We start from the raw sequence: 19,900 nt of genomic DNA, 5'->3' as shown, positions 1-19,900 counted from the left end.
GGGCCAGGCCAGCATTCGGCGCCCACTCGGGAAGGGCCGTGCACACGCAGCCGGGGTGTGTAGGGTGCAGGATCGCATCAGCTGCGCCATCCACCCGGGACTCCTGACTGATGGACCAACCAACCCCGAGCGACGCTCCCCCCGTCGCGGAATGCACCCTCGAAATCCGCGACCGTGCCGCCATGCTCGCGTTTGACCGCCACGACGTGCGGAACGCGCTCACCGGTACGAAGATCCTGGAAGACCTGCTGGCCGTGACAGCCTGGATCAATCGATCACGGGCGGTTTCAGTTCTGGTCCTGACCGGCAACGGGAGCGCGTTTTCGGCCGGGGGCAACGTGAAGGACATGCGCAACCGGTCCGGCGACTTCGAAGGCCCCGTACAGGACATCGAACATGCCTACCGGCATGGCATCCAGCGCATGCCGCGCGCGATCTCGGATCTCGACGTGCCCGTGATCGCCGCCGTGAACGGTCCGGCGATCGGCGCCGGGTGCGATCTCGCTTGCATGTGCGACATCCGGATCGGTGGCGAGTCGGCTCGTTTCGCGGAGAGCTTCGTGAATCTCGGCATCATTCCTGGGGACGGTGGCGCATGGTTCCTGCCGCGGGTCGTCGGCATGCAGCGGGCGGCCGAGATGACGTATACCGGACGCACGGTGGGGGCTGACGAAGCGCTCGCCATCGGTCTGCTGCTTGAAGTGGTGCCGGATGATGAACTTCGGCATCGGGCGCTCGAACTGGCGGCCACGATTGCTGCCAAGCCGCCCGTTACGCTCCGGTACGCCAAGCGGCTCATGCGGATGGCACAGTCCATGCCGCTCGACCAGTTCCTCGACACCTGCGCCGTGTACCAAGGCGTGGCCCACCAGACGGATGACCACCATGAAGCGCTGGCGGCCTTCTTCGAGAAACGTTCGGGCGTCTACCACGGGCGCTGACACCCACGTGGTGGGCCCGGCAGGACTCGAACCTGCAACCTAACCGTTATGAGCGGTCAGCTCTGACCAATTGAGCTACGGGCCCCGCGCGGATCAACTACCGGTCGTCGAGGAAGCCTTCGAGCTTCTGTCGCCGGGAAGGGTGTCGCAGCTTCCGGAGGGCCTTGGCCTCGATCTGGCGGATCCGCTCACGCGTGACGTTGAACTGCTTGCCAACCTCCTCCAGCGTGTGGTCGGTCTGGGTGCCAATGCCGAAGCGCATCCGGATCACCCGGTCCTCGCGCGGCGTGAGCGATGACAGCGCCCAAGACACCTGCTCGCCAAGCTTGGCCCGGACGACGGCCTCGTCGGGCATCATCGCGTTCTCGTCGGCGATGAATTCCCCGTAGTTGGTGTCCTCATCCTCGCCGACCTGCTTGTCGAGGCTGATGGGCTCCTTCGAAATCTTCATCACCCGGCTGACCTTCTCCAGCGGCATGCCGAGCTTCTCGGCAATTTCCTCCGGCGAGGCTTCGTGGCCGCTTTCATGCAGGATCTGACGCTGGGTCCGGATGATCTTGTTGATCGTCTCGATCATGTGAACCGGAATCCGGATGGTCCGTGCCTGATCGGCGATCGAGCGTGTGATCGCCTGCCGGATCCACCAGGTCGCGTAGGTCGAAAACTTGTAGCCCAGACGGTACTCGAACTTCTCGACCGCCTTCATGAGGCCGATGTTGCCTTCCTGCATGAGGTCCGGAAACTGAAGGCCGCGGTTGGTGTACTTCTTGGCGATGGACACCACCAGCCGAAGGTTGGCGGCAATCATCTCGCCCTTTGCCTGTTCGGACTCCTGCTCGGCCCGGTGAACCCGCCCGACGATGGCCCGGAACTCCTTTGGAAGCAGCTTGCTTTCTTCGGCCACGCTCCGAATTGCATCGCAGCAAGCCTGCAATCGTTCCATGGCCTGCTCATCCGCTTCCTGCCCCTGCACCAGCTTGGCAAGCTGGGCGACGTCCAGTTCATTGGCCGAGTACTGGCGCAGGAATTCCGACAACGTGGTGCCGCTTTGCTCGACAAGGGCCCGCAGTTTTCCTTCGGCCCGGGTCAGTTCGCGGTTCCACCCGTAGAGTTCATCGGCGAGTTCTCGCGTCTTGGACGGCATGAGGAAGAACTCGCTCAGCAGTGCCAGCGCACGTGCGCGTGCGCGTCGGTAACGCAGGTCGGTGGTCCGCGGAAGCGGCTTGCCTTCGGTCGCATACCGAATCCGGCGCGTGTGCACCTTGTCCAGCCAGACCTTGAGCTTCTCAAGCTCCGCAAGAACGGTCATGACGGCCGGTCGGACCGTCTTCTCCATCGATGCGACTGACTGCTTGGCTCCCCCAGTGGTCGGGGTCGGTTTGCCGTCCTTGGTGGATGGCGCGGCGGGCGATGCGCGATTGGACATGAGGGCGTGGGTCGCCTCGAGGTCGATGACCTCGCGGAAGGGCACCTCCTTGGCATCGATCTGACGTCGCCATTCGACCACGCAGTCAAGCGTGCGCGGACTCTCGACTAGGGCCTCGACCGCCTTCCGGCGGCCGATCTCCATCCGCTTGGCGATCGCGATCTCGCCTTCCCGCGTCAGAAGATCAATCCCGTTCATGTCGCGGAGATACATCCGCACGGGATCGTCGGTCCGGCCCGTAATTTCGTTCGGCTGTGCCGGCGCGCGCGCCGATGAGTCGATCACGCCGCCCGGCAGCGGCCCGCTTTGCTCGCTGGGTACCTCGTTGGGTTTCAGCACCCGGATCGAACTCGCGGTGAAGTAGCCGTGAATCTTGTCGAGATTCTCGACCATGTCCGCGGGCACCGCTTCTGCGATCTCTTCAGTGCTGACCCATCCGCGCGCCATGGATTTCTGGATCAGGGCGCGCACCGCCTCCATCCCTGCTTCCCGGGTCGCCGCGGCACTGTTGTTGGCATCGTTCATGGCTGTGACTGGCTCCACGGGATCTCGTTGTCGGGCCCTGACGGAACAGCCTGGTTCGCCGTCACCGACGGAGGGGGGTCGTTGCGGTGCACCCAGGCTAGCTGGACGTCTACGGCGGCCTCCCAGCCCGCAAGCGCTGCGTCGAGCCCGCTGTCAGGGAGCACAAATGGTTCCACTACGTGGCGGCTATCCCAACGGCTGGACGGCGCTCCCGCGTCAACGAGTCCGGCCAAGCCGCGGCTTTCCAGCCACGGACGGACGCTCGACGGGTCTACGGGGTCGCTGTGTGCGTGTCTATTTAGGAGTTCGGTGCGCACTGCGTCAAGGTCCGGGACGGCTCGAAACGGCACTTCGGCAAACTTTTCCTCGACGCGGTCCAGAAGGCCGGGCACGTTGATGACCGCCTGCACGATGGACCGCTCACGGCGCGCGGCTCCCTGGTTCGGTTGCCCATCCTGGTGACGCTCGCTCACCAGCCGATCAGGGCCACGGGCGGCAAAGCGTTCGCGGAAACTCGCCGGCGGGCCGGCCCGGCGCCGCGCGGGCACATCGGCCGGCCCGCGGATCTCCAGTGTGCCCTGGCAGGTCTCCTGGTAGCGGCGCGCGAACTCTTCGTGGTACGCGTCCCGAACTGCCTTGTCCTCGATCTCCTGCACCAAGCGATTCAGCCGCTCCTGAAAATGCACCTTGCGTTCCGGGGTATCGAGCGATTCCCGGGCAAACTCGGTTTGCCAAGCCAAGTCAACCAGCGGGAGGGCATCGGCCACCACCTCGCGGAACGCGTCAGCGCCACGATCACGTACCAGCGAATCGGGATCTTCGCCCGCCGGCAGGAACGCGAAGCGAAGGGATCGACCGGACCCAAGCATCGGCAGCACGTTCTCCATCGCACGGATGGCGGCAGCCCGCCCCGCCTCGTCTCCATCCATGCAGAGCACCGGTTCGTCGTGCAGCTGCCAGGCCACGCGGATCTGCTCGCTCGTGAGGGCCGTTCCCAGGGGCGCCACTGCCGCCTTGAAGCCCCGTGTGGACAGGGCGATCACGTCCATGTAGCCCTCCACGACGTAGAGGGCGCCGGCTGCCCGCACCGCTTGGCGGGCCTGATGCAGATTGTACAGGGTGCGGCCTTTCTCGAATACCAGGGTCTCCCTTGAATTCAAATACTTGGCCGGCGCCTTCGGGTCGAGCGCGCGGGCGCCGAAGGCCACGATCTCGCCGAGACGGTCCGCGATCGGAAACATCACGCGGTCGCGAAAGAACGGATACGAGCGGTTCTGGTCATCGCGGACGAGAAGCCCGGCGTCGATCTGCGATTCGGGGGAAATGCCAGCCGCCCGCAATCGCTTGACAAGACCACTGCCGTGGCGCGGGGCGTAGCCGAGCCGGAACGCCTTCGCCTCGGCCCTGCGGATACCGCGTGACGCGAGGTACTTCCGCGCTGCGCTGCCGCCAGGTGCGAGGAGCTCGGCCTCGAAGATGCCCTGCGCCGCTTCGAGCGCCTCGCGTGCCTGCCGCCGCCGACGCTCGCGCGCTGGATTGGTCTGGCCACCGGTACGGGGTACCTCCATGCCGGCCTGCGCCGCCACCTTCCGCACCGCGTCCATGAACGGAAGGTTCTCGATCTGCATCACGAAATTGACGGCAGTGCCGGACGCCTTGCAGCCGAAACAGTGGTAGAGGCCCTTGGTTTCATCGACGTGAAACGACGGGGTTTTCTCGTCGTGGAACGGGCAAAGCCCCTTGTACCGCCCCGCCCCCGCCGCCTTGAGCCGAACGGTCTGGCCGACGATGGCGGCCAGGGGAGCGCGGGACTTCAGTTCCTCGAGAAAACTGTCCGGTAGTCGCGCCACAACCCGCCCGGCTCAGGCCTCGAGCCGTCGCCGGGCTTCGCGCCGGGCCCGGGCCAGGTCCTCGGGATTGGTGCAGATCTTGCGGAGTTCCGCCATTGTTTTGCCCAGGTCCCGGATGGAACGCGCCTGCGCCGCGCCAAGGGCCTGCTCTACCGCCAGCGCCATCTCGGATTCATTCATCGGCTCGGGCAGGTACTCGGCCAGCACCGCCCGCTCCGCCCGCCGCAGTTCGCGGACCTGGGCGTTGCCCTCCACACCGCTGCCGGCCCCGGCGGCGGCCTCTTCACAATGACAGTGCAGGCGCTTGATCAAGTCGCGGATGGCCGCGTCATCAAGGCCAGCCTCTCCTTCCGGCAGGTCGGCTTCCGCGTCATCGATCGCGGCAAGCACGAGCCGAAGCGTCGCAACCCGGGCGCTATCCTGCGCACGTACTGCGGCCTTGAGATCGGCGCGCAGGCGTCCGCGAACATTCGTTTGCAGCATCGTGAGGCGGCCTACAACTTCCAGCGCCAGGAGGCGACGGCCCGAACCTCGCATTATACAGGTAGCCGCGAGCGAGCGCTCAGCGCATTCACTGTCCGCTGAACCGTCTTGCATTTTCTGTTGCCGACCGTAGTTTCGTGGCAATCCCGGATGGTCCGGGGCACCCTGGAAATTGATGACCCAGCCCGGATCTCCCCCCCGAGTTCCCGGACGCGCGGAATCGGGGATTCTGGTGCTCGCCGACGGTACCGTATTCCGGGGCCGCGGGTGGGGCAAAACCGGCCGCGCCGTTGGCGAGGTGTGTTTCAACACCTCGATGTCCGGCTATCAGGAAGTGATGACTGACCCGAGCTACGCGGGCCAGATCATCACGTTCACGTTCCCGCACATCGGGATCGTCGGTTGCAACGCGACCGATCACGAAGCCGCATCCCCGGCCGCGCGTGGAGCCATCTTCCGGGCCGATCCCACGCCGCCTTCGAACTGGCGGAGCGAGCAGCCGCTCGACGCTTGGCTGCGGCTTGCCGGAATCGTGGGCCTTTCCGGCATCGACACGCGCGCCCTGACCCTCCGGATCCGCGCGGGCGGCGCGCCCGCAGGCGTGATCGCACACGAGCCGGACGGCGCCTTCGACATCGAACAGCTGGTCAGTGAGGCCGCCGCGTGGCCTGGCCTCGCGGGCATGGACCTGGCCAGCGAGGTCACGTGCCGCAAACCGTACACGTGGACCGACGGGCTATGGCCCGGGCTCGGGCGAACCCCGGTTCCGGCCGCGGACGCGGTACCCATTGTCGCCGTCGACTACGGGGTCAAGCACAACATTCTCAGACTCCTGGTCGACCGGGGGCTGACGCCGACCGTGGTACCGGCGACGGAGCCTGCCGAGGCAATCCTCGCCCGCTGTCCGGCAGGGATCTTTCTCTCGAACGGACCCGGCGACCCGGCGGCGACCGCGGAGTACGCGGTGCCCATCATCCGCAGACTGATCGACTCCGGGTTGCCGCTGTTCGGAATCTGCCTAGGTCACCAGCTGCTGGCGCACGCGCTGGGGGCGCGCACTGAGAAGATGCATCAGGGGCACCGGGGCGCCAACCAACCGGTGCTGGACCGCGCGACCGGCAAGGTCGAAATCACGAGTCAGAATCACGGCTTCGTGGTCTGCCGCGAAGCACTGCCGGAAACGGTTGAAGAGACCCACACGTCCTTGTTCGACGGGTCCATCGAGGGCATTCGCCTGCGCGGTCGCCCAGTGTCCGGGGTCCAGTACCACCCGGAAGCCTCGCCCGGTCCGCGCGACTCCGCCTACCTGTTCGATCGCTTTCGGTCGCAGATCGTCGAGGGGGCTGCCTGAATGCCGCGCCGCCGCGACATTGAATCGATCCTGGTAGTCGGCGCCGGGCCCATCGTCATCGGCCAGGCGTGCGAGTTCGACTATTCGGGGTCGCAGGCCTGCAAGGTTCTCCGGGACGAGGGGTACCGCGTGATCCTTGTCAATTCCAACCCGGCAACGATCATGACCGACCCCGAGCTGGCCCACGTGACCTACGTCGAGCCGACGGTGCCCGACACCGTGCGCCAGATCATCGTCAGGGAGCGCCCGGACGCGTTGCTTCCGACGATGGGCGGGCAGACGGCCCTCAACATCGCCTTGGCCCTGTCCGAGGACGGGACCCTGGAACACTACGGGGTTGAGCTCATCGGCGCGTCCATCGACGCGATTCACCGTGCCGAGGACCGTGAGCGGTTCCGCGAGACGATGCGCTCCATCGGCCTCGCCACGCCCGAAAGCGCCACGGCCGGAACGCTGGCCGAGGCGGAAGCGGTCGTGGCGAGGCTCGGTCTCCCGGCCGTGGTGCGCCCCTCATTCACGCTCGGCGGTGCCGGCGGCGGCATCGCCCGGACGCCGGACGAGTTCCGCTCGATCGTCCAGGGAGGGCTGGATCTCTCGCCGGTCACGCAGGTCCTGGTCGAGGAGTCCGTGATTGGCTGGAAAGAGTTCGAGATGGAGGTGATCCGCGACCGCGCGGACAACGCGATCATCGTCTGCTCGATCGAGAACGTCGATCCCATGGGGGTCCACACCGGCGACAGCATTACCGTTGCGCCTGCCCTCACACTGACGGACAAGGAATACCAGTCGCTCCGGGACGCTTCGATCGCGATTCTTCGGGCCATCGGGGTCGAGACCGGTGGTTCCAATGTGCAGTTCGCCATCGACCCGACCGACGGTCGGATCGTCGTGATCGAGATGAACCCGCGCGTATCACGCTCCAGCGCGCTGGCCTCCAAGGCCACCGGCTTTCCGATCGCCAAGGTCGCGGCGCGGCTGGCGGTCGGTTACACCCTCGACGAAATCATGAACGACGTGACCGGCACCACACCAGCCTCGTTCGAGCCGGTGATCGACTACATCGTCACGAAAGTGCCCCGTTTCACGTTCGAGAAATTTCCCGGCGCCGACCCGGCCCTCACCACGTCGATGAAGTCGGTCGGGGAGGCCATGGCGATTGGCCGCAATTTCGCGGAGTCCTTGCAGAAGGCCCTGCGTTCGCTCGAGTTGGGTCTGACGGGCTTCGACGCCGTGGACGTCCCGCGGGATCGCAATGGCGTTGACCAGCATGCACTGCTCGAACGCCTGGCCCAGCCGACGCCGCGGCGGGTGCTGCTCCTCGCGCAAGCATTTCGCGAGGGCCTGTCGCTTCCGGAAATTTACGCCGCCACCAGCATCGATCCGTGGTTCCTGGCCCGGATTGAAGAGATCGTCCTAGTGGAAGCTGAACTCGCCGGCCACGGTCTGCCGGCCGACCCGGACGCGTTTCGCAGGATCAAATCGTTAGGGTTTGCCGACGCGCGGATCGCCCTCCTGACCAACCGCGATGAGGCCGAGGTCGCTGCCGCCCGCCGTGCTCTCGGCGTGCGCCCGGCGTTCCGCCGGGTCGACACCTGCGCCGGGGAGTTTGCGGCCAGTACGCCGTATTTCTACGGGAGCTACGAGGAAGGCGTCTCCGACGGTGGCGAAACCGCGCCCGGCGACCGCCGCAAGGTCGTGATCCTCGGTGGCGGCCCCAACCGGATCGGACAGGGCATCGAGTTCGACTACTGCTGCGTGCACGCGGCACTGGCACTCAGCGGCGTCGGCATCGAAACGATCATGATCAACTGCAACCCGGAGACGGTGTCCACCGACTATGACACCTCGGACCGGCTCTACTTCGAGCCACTCACGGGCGAGGACGTGGTGGAGATCATCGAAGCGGAACGAGGAGCCGGGGAGTTCGTCGGCTGCATCGTGCAGTTCGGCGGGCAGACTCCGCTCCGGCTGGCGCAGGCACTGGTCGCAGCCGATATCCCGGTCATCGGTACGTCCCCCGACGCGATCGACCTTGCCGAAGACCGGGACCGGTTCAGCGGCCTGCTCGCCCGACTGGACATCCGGCAGCCCGAAAACGGCAGCTGCCGTAACCCCGATGAAGCGGTCCGAATTGCCGAGCGAATCGGCTATCCAGTGATGGTACGCCCATCGTACGTGCTTGGCGGCAGCGCGATGGAGGTGGTGCATGACGAAGCTTCCCTGGTCGACTACGTCAGGCGGGCGGTCCACCGGCACGGCAGTGATGACCCCATCCTGATCGATGCGTTCCTGTCATCCGCCATCGAGGTCGACGTGGACGCCCTGTCGGACGGGACCACGGTGGTGATCGGGGGTGTAATGGAACACGTCGAGGAGGCCGGCATCCATTCCGGCGACTCCGCCTGCTCCCTTCCACCCCATTCCCTCCCGGACGAGATCATTGACGCCATCAAGGAGCAGACCGAGACCCTGGCGCTGTCGCTCGGGGTCGTCGGGCTCATGAACGTGCAGTTCGCGGTTACCCGAGCGACACCGGACCGGCCGCGCGAGGTCTACGTGCTGGAAGCCAATCCACGCGCCAGCCGGACCGTGCCGTTCGTATCGAAGACGACGGGCAACCCGCTTGCCCACATGGCGTCCCTCGTGATGGGGGCCGGTCGGAAGATTGCCGACCTCGATGTTCGTCCGTGGCGCAACGGCCACATCGCCGTGAAGGAAGCCGTGTTCCCGTTTCGGCGCTTCCCCGGGGCTGACACGCTGCTCGGACCCGAGATGAAGTCGACGGGAGAAGTGATGGGAATCGACCGGTCGTTCGCCAACGCGTTCGCCAAGGCGCAGGTCGGTGCGGGGACGGTACTCCCAACCACCGGCACCCTGTTCCTGTCCGTGCGCGATGCCGACAAGGAGGACTTCGTTCCTGTCTGCAAGGCCTTCGCCCGCTATGGCTTCCAGTTACTCGGGACCACCGGCACAGCCCGTTTCATGCGCGCCCACGGGCTCGAGATCGAGCCGGTCAAGAAAGTCTACGAGGGGAGCCCCCACGTCGTGGATGCCATCCGCAACGGCGAAGTTGACATGCTTTTCAACACCACCGAAGGCGCGCAGTCCATTGCCGACAGCCTCTCGATGCGGCGCGAAGCGCTGAATGCCGGCATCCCCTGCTTCACCACGGTCGCCGGCAGCCTGGCCGTCGTGGAGGCCATCGAAAGCATGCGTTCCGCCAGTCTTGACGTAGCCTCGCTGCAGTCGTACTTGGGCTGAGGATACGGTGGTTGGACCCGATCGCACGCTGGACCCGACGCAGGAATTCGCAGATGCCGAAAGTGCCCATGACCGAGGAAGGCTATCGCGCTCTCCGACAGGAACTCGATCTCCTGAAGAACGAGCAGCGGCCGGCCATCAGCGCCGCCCTGGCGGAAGCCCGCGCCCACGGCGACCTCTCGGAAAATGCGGAATACCAGGCCGCCAAGGAGAAGCAGGGGCGAATCGAAGCGCGCATCGCGCGGCTTTCGAGGCGACTCGGAATGGCCGAAGTCATCCGCGCCAACGACCTGTCGGGCGACGAGGTCCGCTTCGGGGCCTGGGTGACGATCCGCAGTGCGACGGACGGCGCCGAGGACACCTACCAGATCGTGGGCAGCGACGAGGCCGACCTCGACCTCGACCAGATCTCCCTCGAGTCCCCGATCGCGAAAGCGCTTCTGGGCAAACGCAAGGGCATGTCCGTCGAGGTGGAAACACCTGGGGGGACTTCCAGCTATACCGTTACCGAGGTCTCCTACCGGCGCTGATCCCCCTGTCATGAGCGACACCCGCGACTGCCCCGTTCTCATCGTTGGCTCTGGGCCGGCGGGCTGGACTGCCGCTATCTACGCGGCCCGGGCGGCGCTCGCCCCCGTCGTCATCCGGGGACTGCAGCCCGGCGGCCAACTCACGATTACGACCGACGTCGAGAACTACCCTGGCTTTGCCGAAGTCGTACAGGGGCCGTGGCTGATGGAGCAGATGGAGGCGCAGGCCCGCGCAGTCGGGGTGGACGTCGTCGACGACATCGTGTCGGCGATCGACCTCGGCAGCCAGCCGTTTGTCTGCACGGGCGAGACCGGCACCCGCTACCGAGGCCAGACGGTTGTCCTCGCAACCGGCGCCACCGCCCGCTGGCTGGGCCTGGATTCCGAGCAGAAGTACCGCGGACACGGGGTATCGGCCTGTGCCACGTGCGACGGCTTCTTTTTCAGGGGCAAGGAAGTCGCCGTGGTGGGCGGCGGCAATACGGCGGTCGAGGAAGCCCTGTTCCTCACCAAGTTCGCATCAAAGGTCACGCTGGTGCACCGGCGCGACAAGTTGCGGGCGGAGCGCATCCTGCAGGATCGGCTGATCGCCGAGCCCCGTGTCGAGTTCGCCTGGAACAGCGTCGTCGAGGAGATCCTGGGCGATGCCGACGGGCAGACCGTCGCCGGGGTACGCCTTCGCTCCACGAACGGCGGCGCGACGCGGGAACTGGCGGTCGAAGGCGTGTTCGTCGCGATCGGCCACGATCCCAACACGGGGTTGGTGCGGGATCAGGTGGAAACCGACGCCGACGGCTACATCAAGGCAAGGCCTGGCAGCACGGCCACCAGCGTTCCCGGTTTCTTCGCCGCCGGCGACGTCCAGGACAAGGTGTTTCGCCAGGCCGTGACGGCAGCGGGCCAGGGCTGCATGGCAGCCCTCGAAGCTGAGCGCTTCCTGGCGGAAGCAGCGCAGCACAGAGAACCATCATGACGGAACCGCCGCATCTCGACTGGGACCGCCTGCGAGTATTCCGTGTCGTGGCCGACGCGGGTTCGTTCACGCGCGCCGGCGAGACGCTCCGCCTCTCGCAGGGCGCAATCAGCCGCCAGATCCGCTCGCTGGAAGACAGCCTCGGCGTCACGCTGTTCCAGCGACACGCCCGCGGCCTCGTTCTGACCGAGCAGGGCAAGATCCTCCGGCGCACCGCCCGTGACGTGTTTGACCGGATTTCGCGCATGGAGGCGCAGCTCGACCACAACCGTGAACGGCCGCGCGGTCCGCTCCGTGTCACCACCACCGTCGGATTCGGCTCGGTCTGGCTGCCGTCGCAGATCAACGAATTTCTCGACCGGTACCCGGAAATCAACCTGTCGCTGGTGATCGATGATTCCGAGGTGGACGTCCACCTGCTCAAGGCCGACGTCGCGATCCGGATGGCGCCCCCGCGACACCCCAACCTGATCCAGCGCCATCTCTTCACCGGACACATCGCGATCTACGCGGCGCCTTCGTACCTTCGGCGGTTCGGGACGCCGCAAACGCTCGAAGATCTGCTCGACCACCGGATCGTCACTTACGGGGATCAGGCGTCGATTCCGTTTCCCGGCGTCAACTGGTTGGGCGAGGCACTGCGCGAACTCGATCCCCACTTCGAGCCCGCATTCACGCTGAACAACCTGGTGGGCATCGTCCGCTCGGTGGAATGGGGAGCCGGCATCGCCGCCCTCCCCACCCTGCTCGTCCACCAGATGGGAAGCTGCGAACACATCATGCGCGAAATCGAGGGGCCGCTGATCGAGGCCTACTTCGTCTACCCGGAGGTACTCCGGAACACGCTGCGCGTGAACGTGTTCCGCGACTTCCTGCTCGAAAAGATCCGCGAAGTCAGGCTCTAGGCTGCCGACCGGCCGTCCGTGGTCGCCCTCGTCGCCGACAGGCGGGGGGCGGACCCCCAGCCCGACCTAGCGGTACAGCGTCGAGTCGGTGTTGCCCTCGTAGAGCGCGGCCACCCACTCCTCGTACCCGTTGAAGATCTTCGTCGGGATCCTCTTTCCGGTCCCGAGGTCCTTTTCCGTCGCCTGGCTCCAGCGCGGGTGCGGGACTGCCGGATTGACGTTCGCCCAGAAACCGTACTCCTTGGAGTTCATCTCCTCCCAGAAGCTGACCGGTCGTTCGGCCGTAAACGTGAACCGGACGATCGACTTGATCGACTTGAAACCGTACTTCCAGGGCACCGCAAGTCGCAGCGGCGAGCCGTTCTGTCGCGGCAGCGGCTTCCCGTACAGGCCGGTGACCAGGAATGCCAGTTCGTGATTCGCCTCTTCCATCGTGAGGCCTTCCACGTATGGCCACGGGTACCAGTCCTGCCGCTGGCCCTTGGCGGTATCCGGGTCCAGGAACGTCTCCATCGCCACGTATCTGGCGTTGGCGGTGGGGTTCGCGAACCGCACGAACTCCCGGAACGCGAATCCCGACCACGGGACGACCATCGACCAGGCCTCCACGCAGCGGTGCCGGTACACGCGCTCCTCCAGCGGCATCTGAGCCAGCAGATCATCGATAGCGATGGTCCGCGGCGATTCGACCTCGCCGTCAATCCGCACTTCCCAGGGCCGGATCTTCAGCGCCTGGGCGGCCTTCCAAATCTTCTTGCTCGTTCCGAACTCATAGAAGTTGTTGTATCGCGTCGCCCATTCCTCGGCCGTCACCTTGCGCCCCTCGCCGGGTACGAAGCGTTCGTCGCGGGCGACGGGGTACAGCCCTGCGCTCGGATCGTCGGAATCTGTGGCGCCCCACGCGAGCCCCGGGGCGGCGGCCGCAATGCTGCCCGCCGCAAGACCCTGGATGATCTGGCGCCGATTCAGGAAGACGCTTTCGGGCGTGACGGCGCTCTCGGGAAGCTCCCAGCCCCTCGGGATACGGATTGCCATGAAGTCCTCCTGTCCGAACCGCCCGGCTCAGCCGGCGCGCAGCCAGACGGCCGTGTCGTGAAACGCCGGGCCGCCGTTGGGCGGGCCGGCATCGGAACCGACCAGTGTGTTGATGCCCTGCCCTTCGATGAAGGCGTTCCCGGGCCAGATGCCCTCCACGACCACCACCCCGGACTGCAGGCCGGCGAATGACTGGGCGTGCAGCAGCACGTCGCCCCGGCGGTTGCCGAGACGGACGAGGTCGCCGTCCTCGATCCCGAGCGCCTCGAGATCCTCAGGGTGGACGCGCGCTGTCGGATGCGCCTCCTTCTTCTGGGACGTTGGCGTCTCCGTGAACGACGTGTTGAGGAAGTTGTGCGCCGGCGCCGTGACCAGGCGGAAGGGGTGGTCGGCGTCGCACTCTTCGATGTTGGCGAGATGATCCGGGAGCGGCGGCATCACGGCGTGATCCGGGCCGACCGAGCTCCAGTCGGGCGCGAACCGAAACTTCCCGTCCGGGAATCCGAAGCCGGTCTCGAAATGCGCCTCGTCGAAGTCCGGCTGCACGTCGAACCACCGCTCGGGCTCGAGCTCGCTCAGCGGGCGGTGGCCGGACGCCCGAAGCGTCGCGTCAATGATCTCGCGTTCGGTCATCGTGAAACCGGGATGGCTCGCGCCCAGGCGTTCGGCCAGGTCGCAGATCACGCGATGATTCGCCCGGGCCTCGCCCCGGGGTTCGATCAGCTTGGGTCCGAGGATCACGTGCTGGTGGCCACCGCCCTGGTAGATGTCGTCGTGCTCGACGAACGTCGTTGCCGGCAGCACCACGTCCGCGTAGCGGACGGTCTCAGTGGGAAACTGCTCGTGCACGCAGAGGAACAGGTCGTCCCTGGCCAGACCCCGGTGCACCAGTCCGAGCTCGGGCGCCACGTCGGCCGGGTTGGTGTTCTGGACCAGCATGGCGGTCACGGGAGGACCGTCGCCGATATCGAGCGGGTCATTCGTGAGGACCGGCCCGATCCTCGACATGTCCAGCGTGCGAATTGCGGGATTCCGCACGTCGAGCCCCTCGATCAGGGTCTTGTCCCAGTGATAGATGTCACGGTTTGAATAAAACGCGCCGCCGCCCGGGTACTGCCACTTGCCGCCGACCGTGGCGATCGAAGTGGCGGCATGCACGTTGGCCGCGCCGTTCCGCGAACGGGTGAACCCGTAGCCGACCCGGATATACGTGCGATCGGTCTCGCCGATCAGGCGGGCGAAGGTCTCGATCTCGGCTTCCTGGAGCCCCGTGATGCCGGCTGCCCACGCGGGCGTCCGGCTCTCGAGATGCGCCTCGAGCCGACCCGGACAGTCGCTGGCGCGTTCGAGGTAGGCGCGGTCGGCGTAACCGTCCCGGAACAGCACGTGCATGATCGCGCACGCGAGCGCACCGTCCGTCCCGGGACGGAGGCACAGATGCAGGTCGGCGACCTGCGCGGTGCGCGTGCGGTACGGATCGACCACCGCGAGCTTGGCGCCACGGAGCTTGCGGGCGCGCTGGATATGGGTCATCACGTTGACTTGGGTCGACGCCGGGTTCCCGCCCCAGGAGATGATCAGGTCCGATTGCACCATTTCCCGCGGGTCGGGTCCGCGGAAACTGCCGGTCCCGGCCAACCAGCCGGCGTCGCACAGGCCGGTGCAGATGGTCGCCTTCTGGTCGGAGTAGTCCATTGCGTGCCGGAGCCGGTTGATGCCGTCGCGCTGCACGAGCCCCATCGTGCCCGCGTAGTAGTAGGGCCATACGGTCTCGGTGCCGAGGCGCGCCGCCTGCTCTTGAAAACGCCCGGCCACGCGGTCGAGCGCCTCATCCCAGCCGATTTCCCGAAACTGGTGCGTGCCCTTGGGTCCGGTTCGCAGCAATGGCCGTAGAATCCGGTCGGGGTGATGGACGCGCTCCGCGTACCTGGCGACCTTCGCGCAGACCACCCCGGACGTGTACGTATTGTCGCGCGACCCGTGGACGCGGCCGATGTCCCCGTCGGGGAGCAGTTCCACCTCGAGCGCGCACGTGCTGGGGCAGTCGTGCGGGCAAGCCGAGTAGCCTGTACCAGAAACGTAGCCGTCCACAGCGCCGCCCTTTGCCACGATCACCGACTCGGCTATCGGTATAGTTCAGTTTCGGCACTCCGTCCACGAACAGGCCGGTCCCGGACCCGTCTGGCTGGCCTGCCGGACAACGTCCTTCTCCGTGGCGTCGGCAGATTGCCGACACCGCGTCGGCGCCGGGTGTTGGGCGGTGCGCGTAATGTCGAGACGGACCAGCGGAGGCGTGGAAGGGCTTATATCCGGAACCCTGTCCCGATACCGTACTCGACGACCCAGCCCCTCGACCGCGCCCAACCCGAATTCTGCGCCTGCCACCGCATGCAACGCCGCCCATCCGCCCCGGCAGCCTCGCCACGGTCCCCCGTCATCCTGGTCGATGGCGCCAATGTCTACGGCAGCCGCCCCGACGGCTGGTGGCGAAACCGCCCGCAGGCTGCCCGGCGTTTGGCCGCCGAGCTCGACCAGCTCTGCCGGATGACCGGACTCGCCTGCACCCTCGTCCTCGACCCGATGCCCCGGAACGGCAAATCGCCCGCGTCGACGTCTCACGTGACGGTTGTCACCGCTCCCCGTCGAGGACGTGACGCCGCGGACGACGCCATCGTGGCGCGCGTCGCAGCCCTGCCCGATCCGACACGCGCTTTCGTCTATACGTCGGACCGCAGACTCTCGGCGCGTCTCGCGGCACTCGGCGCGCGCACCGCCGGCGCAGGCGTCCTGCTTTCACGCATTGACTTGGTCTGCCGCTCCGGTGCAGGCTAACGCTTTTACAGAGGAATCCGGATGGCCCAACCGACCCGCCAAAGCACGGTTCATCGAGAACTATCCAAACGTCGGTATCGTCAACGCACCGTTTCCGCCAAGCATCGCGACCCGCACCACGACCGACGCGTCCAAAAGCACGCGCTCCAGGCCCGCCCCGAGCCCGAAGATCGGATGCCGGACGAGCCGGCACCCCGGCAAGCACCGGCGGAAGTCCCGGGCGACTGACCGGCCGCCAGCCTGGCCGGGAACGGCGAGGCCCGCGCGTCGCTGCGTGGCGGCGGCGCTCAAGGCAGAACGATCGGCATGGCCGACGGCGCCGGTCCCGCCCGCGCAACCACGGAGGCGTTGCTCCCTATAGTTGGGACTTGCCGTGATGGATCGCGGGAAACCCGATGGCCGGTCCTGTACCCACCAGCTCGCGTATCGGCGACCGCGCCCTGGAAACGCGCCTCCGCAGCGTGCTCGAAGGGGAAGTGCTGTTCGACGCCTTCAGCCGCGGGCGGTACGCCACCGATGCCTCGATCTACCAGATTGAACCGGTCGGGGTGGTCGTGCCCCGGCACACCGGAGACGTCGAAGCGGCGCTGACGGTCGCGCGCGAGGAAGAGATCGCGGTCCTGCCGCGCGGGGCCGGCACGTCGCAGTGCGGCCAGACCGTGGGTCCAGCGCTCATCGTCGACACCACCAAACACCTCAACCGGGTGCTCGACATCGATGTCGGGCGTCGACGCGCGGTCGTCGAGCCCGGGCTCGTGCTCGACCAATTGAACGCGCGCCTGAAACCACACGGCCTTTTCTTCCCCGTGGATATCTCCACCGGAAGCCGGGCCACGCTCGGAGGCATGGCCGGCAACAACAGCTGCGGGGCACGGTCGATCCGCTACGGCAACATGGTGCACAGCGTGCACGCCATTGAGGCCGTGCTACCGTCCGGTGCGGCGTACCGCTTCGGGCCGACCCCCGGCAATCTCGAGAGTCTCGCCGGTTCACCGGACTACGCGGCGCTGGTCCAGCGTGTGCGGGCCATCGCGGCCCGCGAAGCGGACGAGATCTCGGCTCGAATACCCAAACTCCTGCGCCGGGTCGGCGGCTACAACGTCGATTCGGTGTCGCCTGCCGGCCATAACATGGCCAGCATCCTGGTCGGCTCCGAGGGAACCCTTGGCTTCTTCACGCGACTGGAACTCGACCTTCAGCCCATTCCGCCCCATTCGGCGCTCGGAATCTGCCGTTTCGCTTCGCTCCGTGATGCCATGGCGGCCACGAAGCCGATCGTCGAGCTTGGTCCCTCCGCCGTGGAGTTGGCCGACCGTCACCTGCTGGACCTTGCGCGCGCCGTACCGCTTTACCGCACCACGATCGAGACCTTCATCGAGGGGAGACCGGAAGCCATCCTGCTGGTGGAATTCTCGGGGGACGACAAGGGGCGGCAGGAACGCCTGCTCGACCGGCTGACGGAGACGCTCGCTGATCTCGGCCACCCCGGTTCGGTTGGCAAGGTACTGGATCCATCGTCGCAAACTGCCGTCTGGGACATGCGGAAGGCCGGACTGAACATCGTCATGTCGATGAAGGGCGACGGCAAGCCGATTTCGTTCGTCGAGGATTGCGCGGTGTCACTCGATGACCTTCCGGAGTACACGGACCGTCTCACGGAAGTGTTTCGTCGACACGGCACGCACGGTACCTGGTACGCCCATGCTTCAGTGGGCTGCCTCCATGTGCGGCCGGTGCTGAACATGAAAGACGAGCACGACGTGCGCGCCATGCGCGCGATCGCCGAAGAAGCCTTTGCCATGGTCCGCGCCTACCAGGGCTCGCATTCCGGCGAACACGGCGACGGCATCGTGCGCTCGGAATTTCACGAGGCGATGTTCGGCCGCCGCCTGGTCCGCGCCTTCGAGGACATCAAGACCAGCTTTGACCCGGCGGGACTGTTCAATCCCGGCAAGATCGTCCGCCCGCACGCGATGGACGACCGCACGCTCTTCCGTTACCACCCGAACTACGCGGCAAAACCGCACGCGCCGTCGCTCGACTGGTCGGCATGGGGACCGGGCAGCGCCGGTTTCCTCGGCGCCGTGGAGATGTGCAACAACAACGGGGCCTGCCGGAAGCGCAGTCCTGGGGTCATGTGCCCGTCCTTCCGGGCCACCGGCGACGAGCAGCACGTCACGCGTGGCCGCGCCAACACGTTGCGCCTAGCGCTCACCGGCCAGCTCGGAGACAACGCTCTGACGTCTGATGCCATGGCCCAGTCGATGGCCCTGTGCATCGGCTGCAAGGGTTGCAAGCGCGAGTGCCCGACCGGCGTTGACATGGCCCGCATGAAGATCGAGGTCGAGCGGCAGCGCGTCCGGACGCACGGCCTTGGCCGGCGGGAACGCCTGATCGGCTGGCTGCCGCGGTATGCGCCGGCGGCCTGGCACCTGCGGCAACTGGTGAACACCCGCAACCGGTCCTCGGTCCTGCGCCGGGCCGGGGAAGCCCTGCTCGGTTTCAGTGCCCGCAGGGCGCTGCCGGAATGGCATCGGAAACCCTTCCTGGAGAGCAACTCGCCGGCGGGCGAGAATCCCGATGCGGTCCTCCTGCCCGACACGTTCACGACCTGGTTCGAGCCGGACATTCCGCGCGCCGCGCTCGAGGTCCTGACGATGGCCGGCTACCGCGTGGACGTGGCGCGTCCGCCGCCGGAAGATCCTTCGGGGACGCGCCCGCTTTGCTGCGGCCGCACGTTCCTGGCCGTCGGGGCGGTCGATGAGGCGCGCGCAGAGGCCGAGCGGACTTTGCGGGTGCTCCAGCCGTACTGCGAGCGCGGCATCCCGGTAATCGGTCTGGAGCCGTCCTGCCTGTTCACATTGCGCGATGAGTGGACCGTGCTCCTCCCCGACACCGCGACGGTCGCCGACCACGCCATGACGCTGGAGAGCTTTCTGGTGCGCCGGCCCGCACGACGAAGCCCCCGATTCGGTCCGCTTCCCGTGCCGGCCGGCCTCGTCCACGGTCATTGCCACCAGAAAGCGTTCGACGCGGTGGGTGAACTTCGTGAAGTACTGTCCTGGATACCGGAACTGGACGCCAAGATGATCGAATCGACCTGCTGCGGAATGGCCGGTGCGTTCGGCTATCAAGCCGAGACGTACGACGTGTCGATGAAGATTGGCGGGCTGGACCTGTTCCCGGCGTTGGATGGGGCTCCAGGCGACGCCCTGGTCATCGCCGACGGCACGAGCTGTCGCCAGCAGATCGTGGATGGCACGGGTCGGCGCCCCCGTCACGTCGCCGAGGTGCTTGCTGCATCGATGGCGGCAGGCGAAGCGTCCCCATCCGTACCCGCCGGCTGAACGCCGCGACCGCCTCCGGGAACCCGCCGGTCGGGCACAGACGCAATCAAATCGGTTTGACGCTCGTCTACATCCATGACGGGCCACCAAGCGCCCGCGGTGCAAACCAGTTCCCAAAGGAGACAACCGTGCCGAGAACACTCATCAAACGGGCTTCCGCTGCAAAGGTCGTAGCAGGCGCACTGACCGCGCTGCTGGTCGCCGCTCCAGCCTCGACGACGCTGGCCGCTGACGGCGACATGGAGAAATGCTTCGGCGTCGCGAAGGCGGGTCAGAATGACTGCGCGGCCGGCGAGGGGACCACGTGCCAGGGCACCTCGACCGTCGACGGCCAGAAGGACGCCTGGATCTACGTGCCGGCTGGCCTCTGCGAGAAACTGGTCGGCGGCAGCCTTGCGGAAAGCTGATCGGCTCGTCTGTTCCGCTGACATCGTGCACAAG

Annotated in this window: 14 protein-coding genes and 1 tRNA gene; 9 read left to right on the top strand and 6 right to left on the bottom strand. The window is 66.6% G+C overall.

The annotated features are described in order from the left end of the window. Positions 1-110: 110 nt before the first annotated feature. Complete coding sequence (locus OXH60_13860) at positions 111-941, top strand: enoyl-CoA hydratase-related protein (protein ID MDE0713205.1); 831 nt, start codon at positions 111-113, stop codon at positions 939-941. Positions 942-949: 8 nt separating this feature from the next. On the opposite strand, the gene OXH60_13855 is transcribed toward OXH60_13860, so the two are convergent. The 4 genes from OXH60_13855 to OXH60_13840 form a co-directional block, all read right to left on the bottom strand. Continuing rightward, positions 950-1,026 (bottom strand) — tRNA-Ile (locus OXH60_13855). A 12-nt stretch (positions 1,027-1,038) separates the two neighbouring features. Further along, the gene (gene rpoD, locus OXH60_13850; GenBank protein ID MDE0713204.1) at positions 1,039-2,892 is read right to left on the bottom strand and encodes an RNA polymerase sigma factor RpoD; all 1,854 of its coding nucleotides are present in this window, start codon (positions 2,890-2,892) and stop codon (positions 1,039-1,041) included. Next, positions 2,889-4,742: a DNA primase gene (gene dnaG / locus OXH60_13845; protein MDE0713203.1), complete on the bottom strand. Its 1,854-nt coding sequence runs from the start codon at positions 4,740-4,742 to the stop codon at positions 2,889-2,891. Before dnaG ends, rpoD begins: the two co-directional genes overlap by 4 nt. 12 nt (positions 4,743-4,754) lie before the next feature. Then, positions 4,755-5,279, bottom strand: coding sequence for a GatB/YqeY domain-containing protein (locus tag OXH60_13840; protein ID MDE0713202.1), 525 nt, complete (start codon positions 5,277-5,279; stop codon positions 4,755-4,757). A gap of 121 nt (positions 5,280-5,400) precedes the next feature. Here OXH60_13840 and carA point away from each other — a divergent pair, with 121 nt between their 5' ends. Genes carA through OXH60_13815 form a run of 5 tightly spaced genes read left to right on the top strand, consistent with a single transcriptional unit; the run spans position 5,401 to position 12,245 of the window. Next, positions 5,401-6,576 (top strand): glutamine-hydrolyzing carbamoyl-phosphate synthase small subunit, encoded by a 1,176-nt coding sequence (carA, locus tag OXH60_13835; GenBank protein ID MDE0713201.1) that lies wholly within the window; start codon positions 5,401-5,403, stop codon positions 6,574-6,576. Further along, a complete protein-coding gene (gene carB / locus OXH60_13830; protein MDE0713200.1) occupies positions 6,577-9,837 on the top strand; it encodes a carbamoyl-phosphate synthase large subunit in 3,261 nt (1,086 codons plus the stop codon). Between the two features lie 53 nt (positions 9,838-9,890). Next, complete coding sequence (gene greA / locus OXH60_13825; protein ID MDE0713199.1) at positions 9,891-10,367, top strand: transcription elongation factor GreA; 477 nt, start codon at positions 9,891-9,893, stop codon at positions 10,365-10,367. Positions 10,368-10,377: 10 nt separating this feature from the next. After that, positions 10,378-11,340, top strand: coding sequence for a thioredoxin-disulfide reductase (gene trxB, locus OXH60_13820; protein MDE0713198.1), 963 nt, complete (start codon positions 10,378-10,380; stop codon positions 11,338-11,340). Continuing rightward, the gene (locus OXH60_13815) at positions 11,337-12,245 is read left to right on the top strand and encodes a LysR family transcriptional regulator (protein MDE0713197.1); all 909 of its coding nucleotides are present in this window, start codon (positions 11,337-11,339) and stop codon (positions 12,243-12,245) included. Before trxB ends, OXH60_13815 begins: the two co-directional genes overlap by 4 nt. Positions 12,246-12,311: 66 nt before the next feature. On the opposite strand, the gene msrP is transcribed toward OXH60_13815, so the two are convergent. Both msrP and OXH60_13805 read right to left on the bottom strand, forming a co-directional pair. Continuing rightward, the gene (gene msrP / locus OXH60_13810) at positions 12,312-13,280 is read right to left on the bottom strand and encodes a protein-methionine-sulfoxide reductase catalytic subunit MsrP (GenBank protein MDE0713196.1); all 969 of its coding nucleotides are present in this window, start codon (positions 13,278-13,280) and stop codon (positions 12,312-12,314) included. A gap of 27 nt (positions 13,281-13,307) precedes the next feature. After that, on the bottom strand, positions 13,308-15,389 hold the full coding sequence (locus OXH60_13805) for a molybdopterin oxidoreductase family protein (GenBank protein ID MDE0713195.1): 2,082 nt from the start codon (positions 15,387-15,389) through the stop codon (positions 13,308-13,310). 279 nt (positions 15,390-15,668) lie between these two features. Here OXH60_13805 and OXH60_13800 point away from each other — a divergent pair, with 279 nt between their 5' ends. The 3 genes from OXH60_13800 to OXH60_13790 all read left to right on the top strand — a co-directional run bounded on the left by OXH60_13800 (position 15,669) and on the right by OXH60_13790 (position 19,866). Further along, positions 15,669-16,112 carry an NYN domain-containing protein gene (locus OXH60_13800; GenBank protein MDE0713194.1) on the top strand — a complete coding sequence of 148 codons (444 nt, stop codon included), beginning with the start codon at positions 15,669-15,671 and terminating at the stop codon, positions 16,110-16,112. A gap of 395 nt (positions 16,113-16,507) precedes the next feature. Then, a complete protein-coding gene (locus tag OXH60_13795) occupies positions 16,508-19,459 on the top strand; it encodes an FAD-binding protein (GenBank protein ID MDE0713193.1) in 2,952 nt (983 codons plus the stop codon). 128 nt (positions 19,460-19,587) lie between these two features. After that, positions 19,588-19,866 carry a DUF2282 domain-containing protein gene (locus tag OXH60_13790; GenBank protein ID MDE0713192.1) on the top strand — a complete coding sequence of 93 codons (279 nt, stop codon included), beginning with the start codon at positions 19,588-19,590 and terminating at the stop codon, positions 19,864-19,866. The last annotated feature ends 34 nt before the right edge of the window (positions 19,867-19,900 follow it).

Source organism: Rhodospirillales bacterium (genome assembly GCA_028824295.1).
Taxonomy (GTDB): Bacteria; Pseudomonadota; Alphaproteobacteria; order TMED109; family TMED109; genus VXPW01.
The sequence above is the reverse complement of the archived record's forward strand: the minus strand, read 5'-3'. Positions and strand labels throughout refer to the sequence as shown.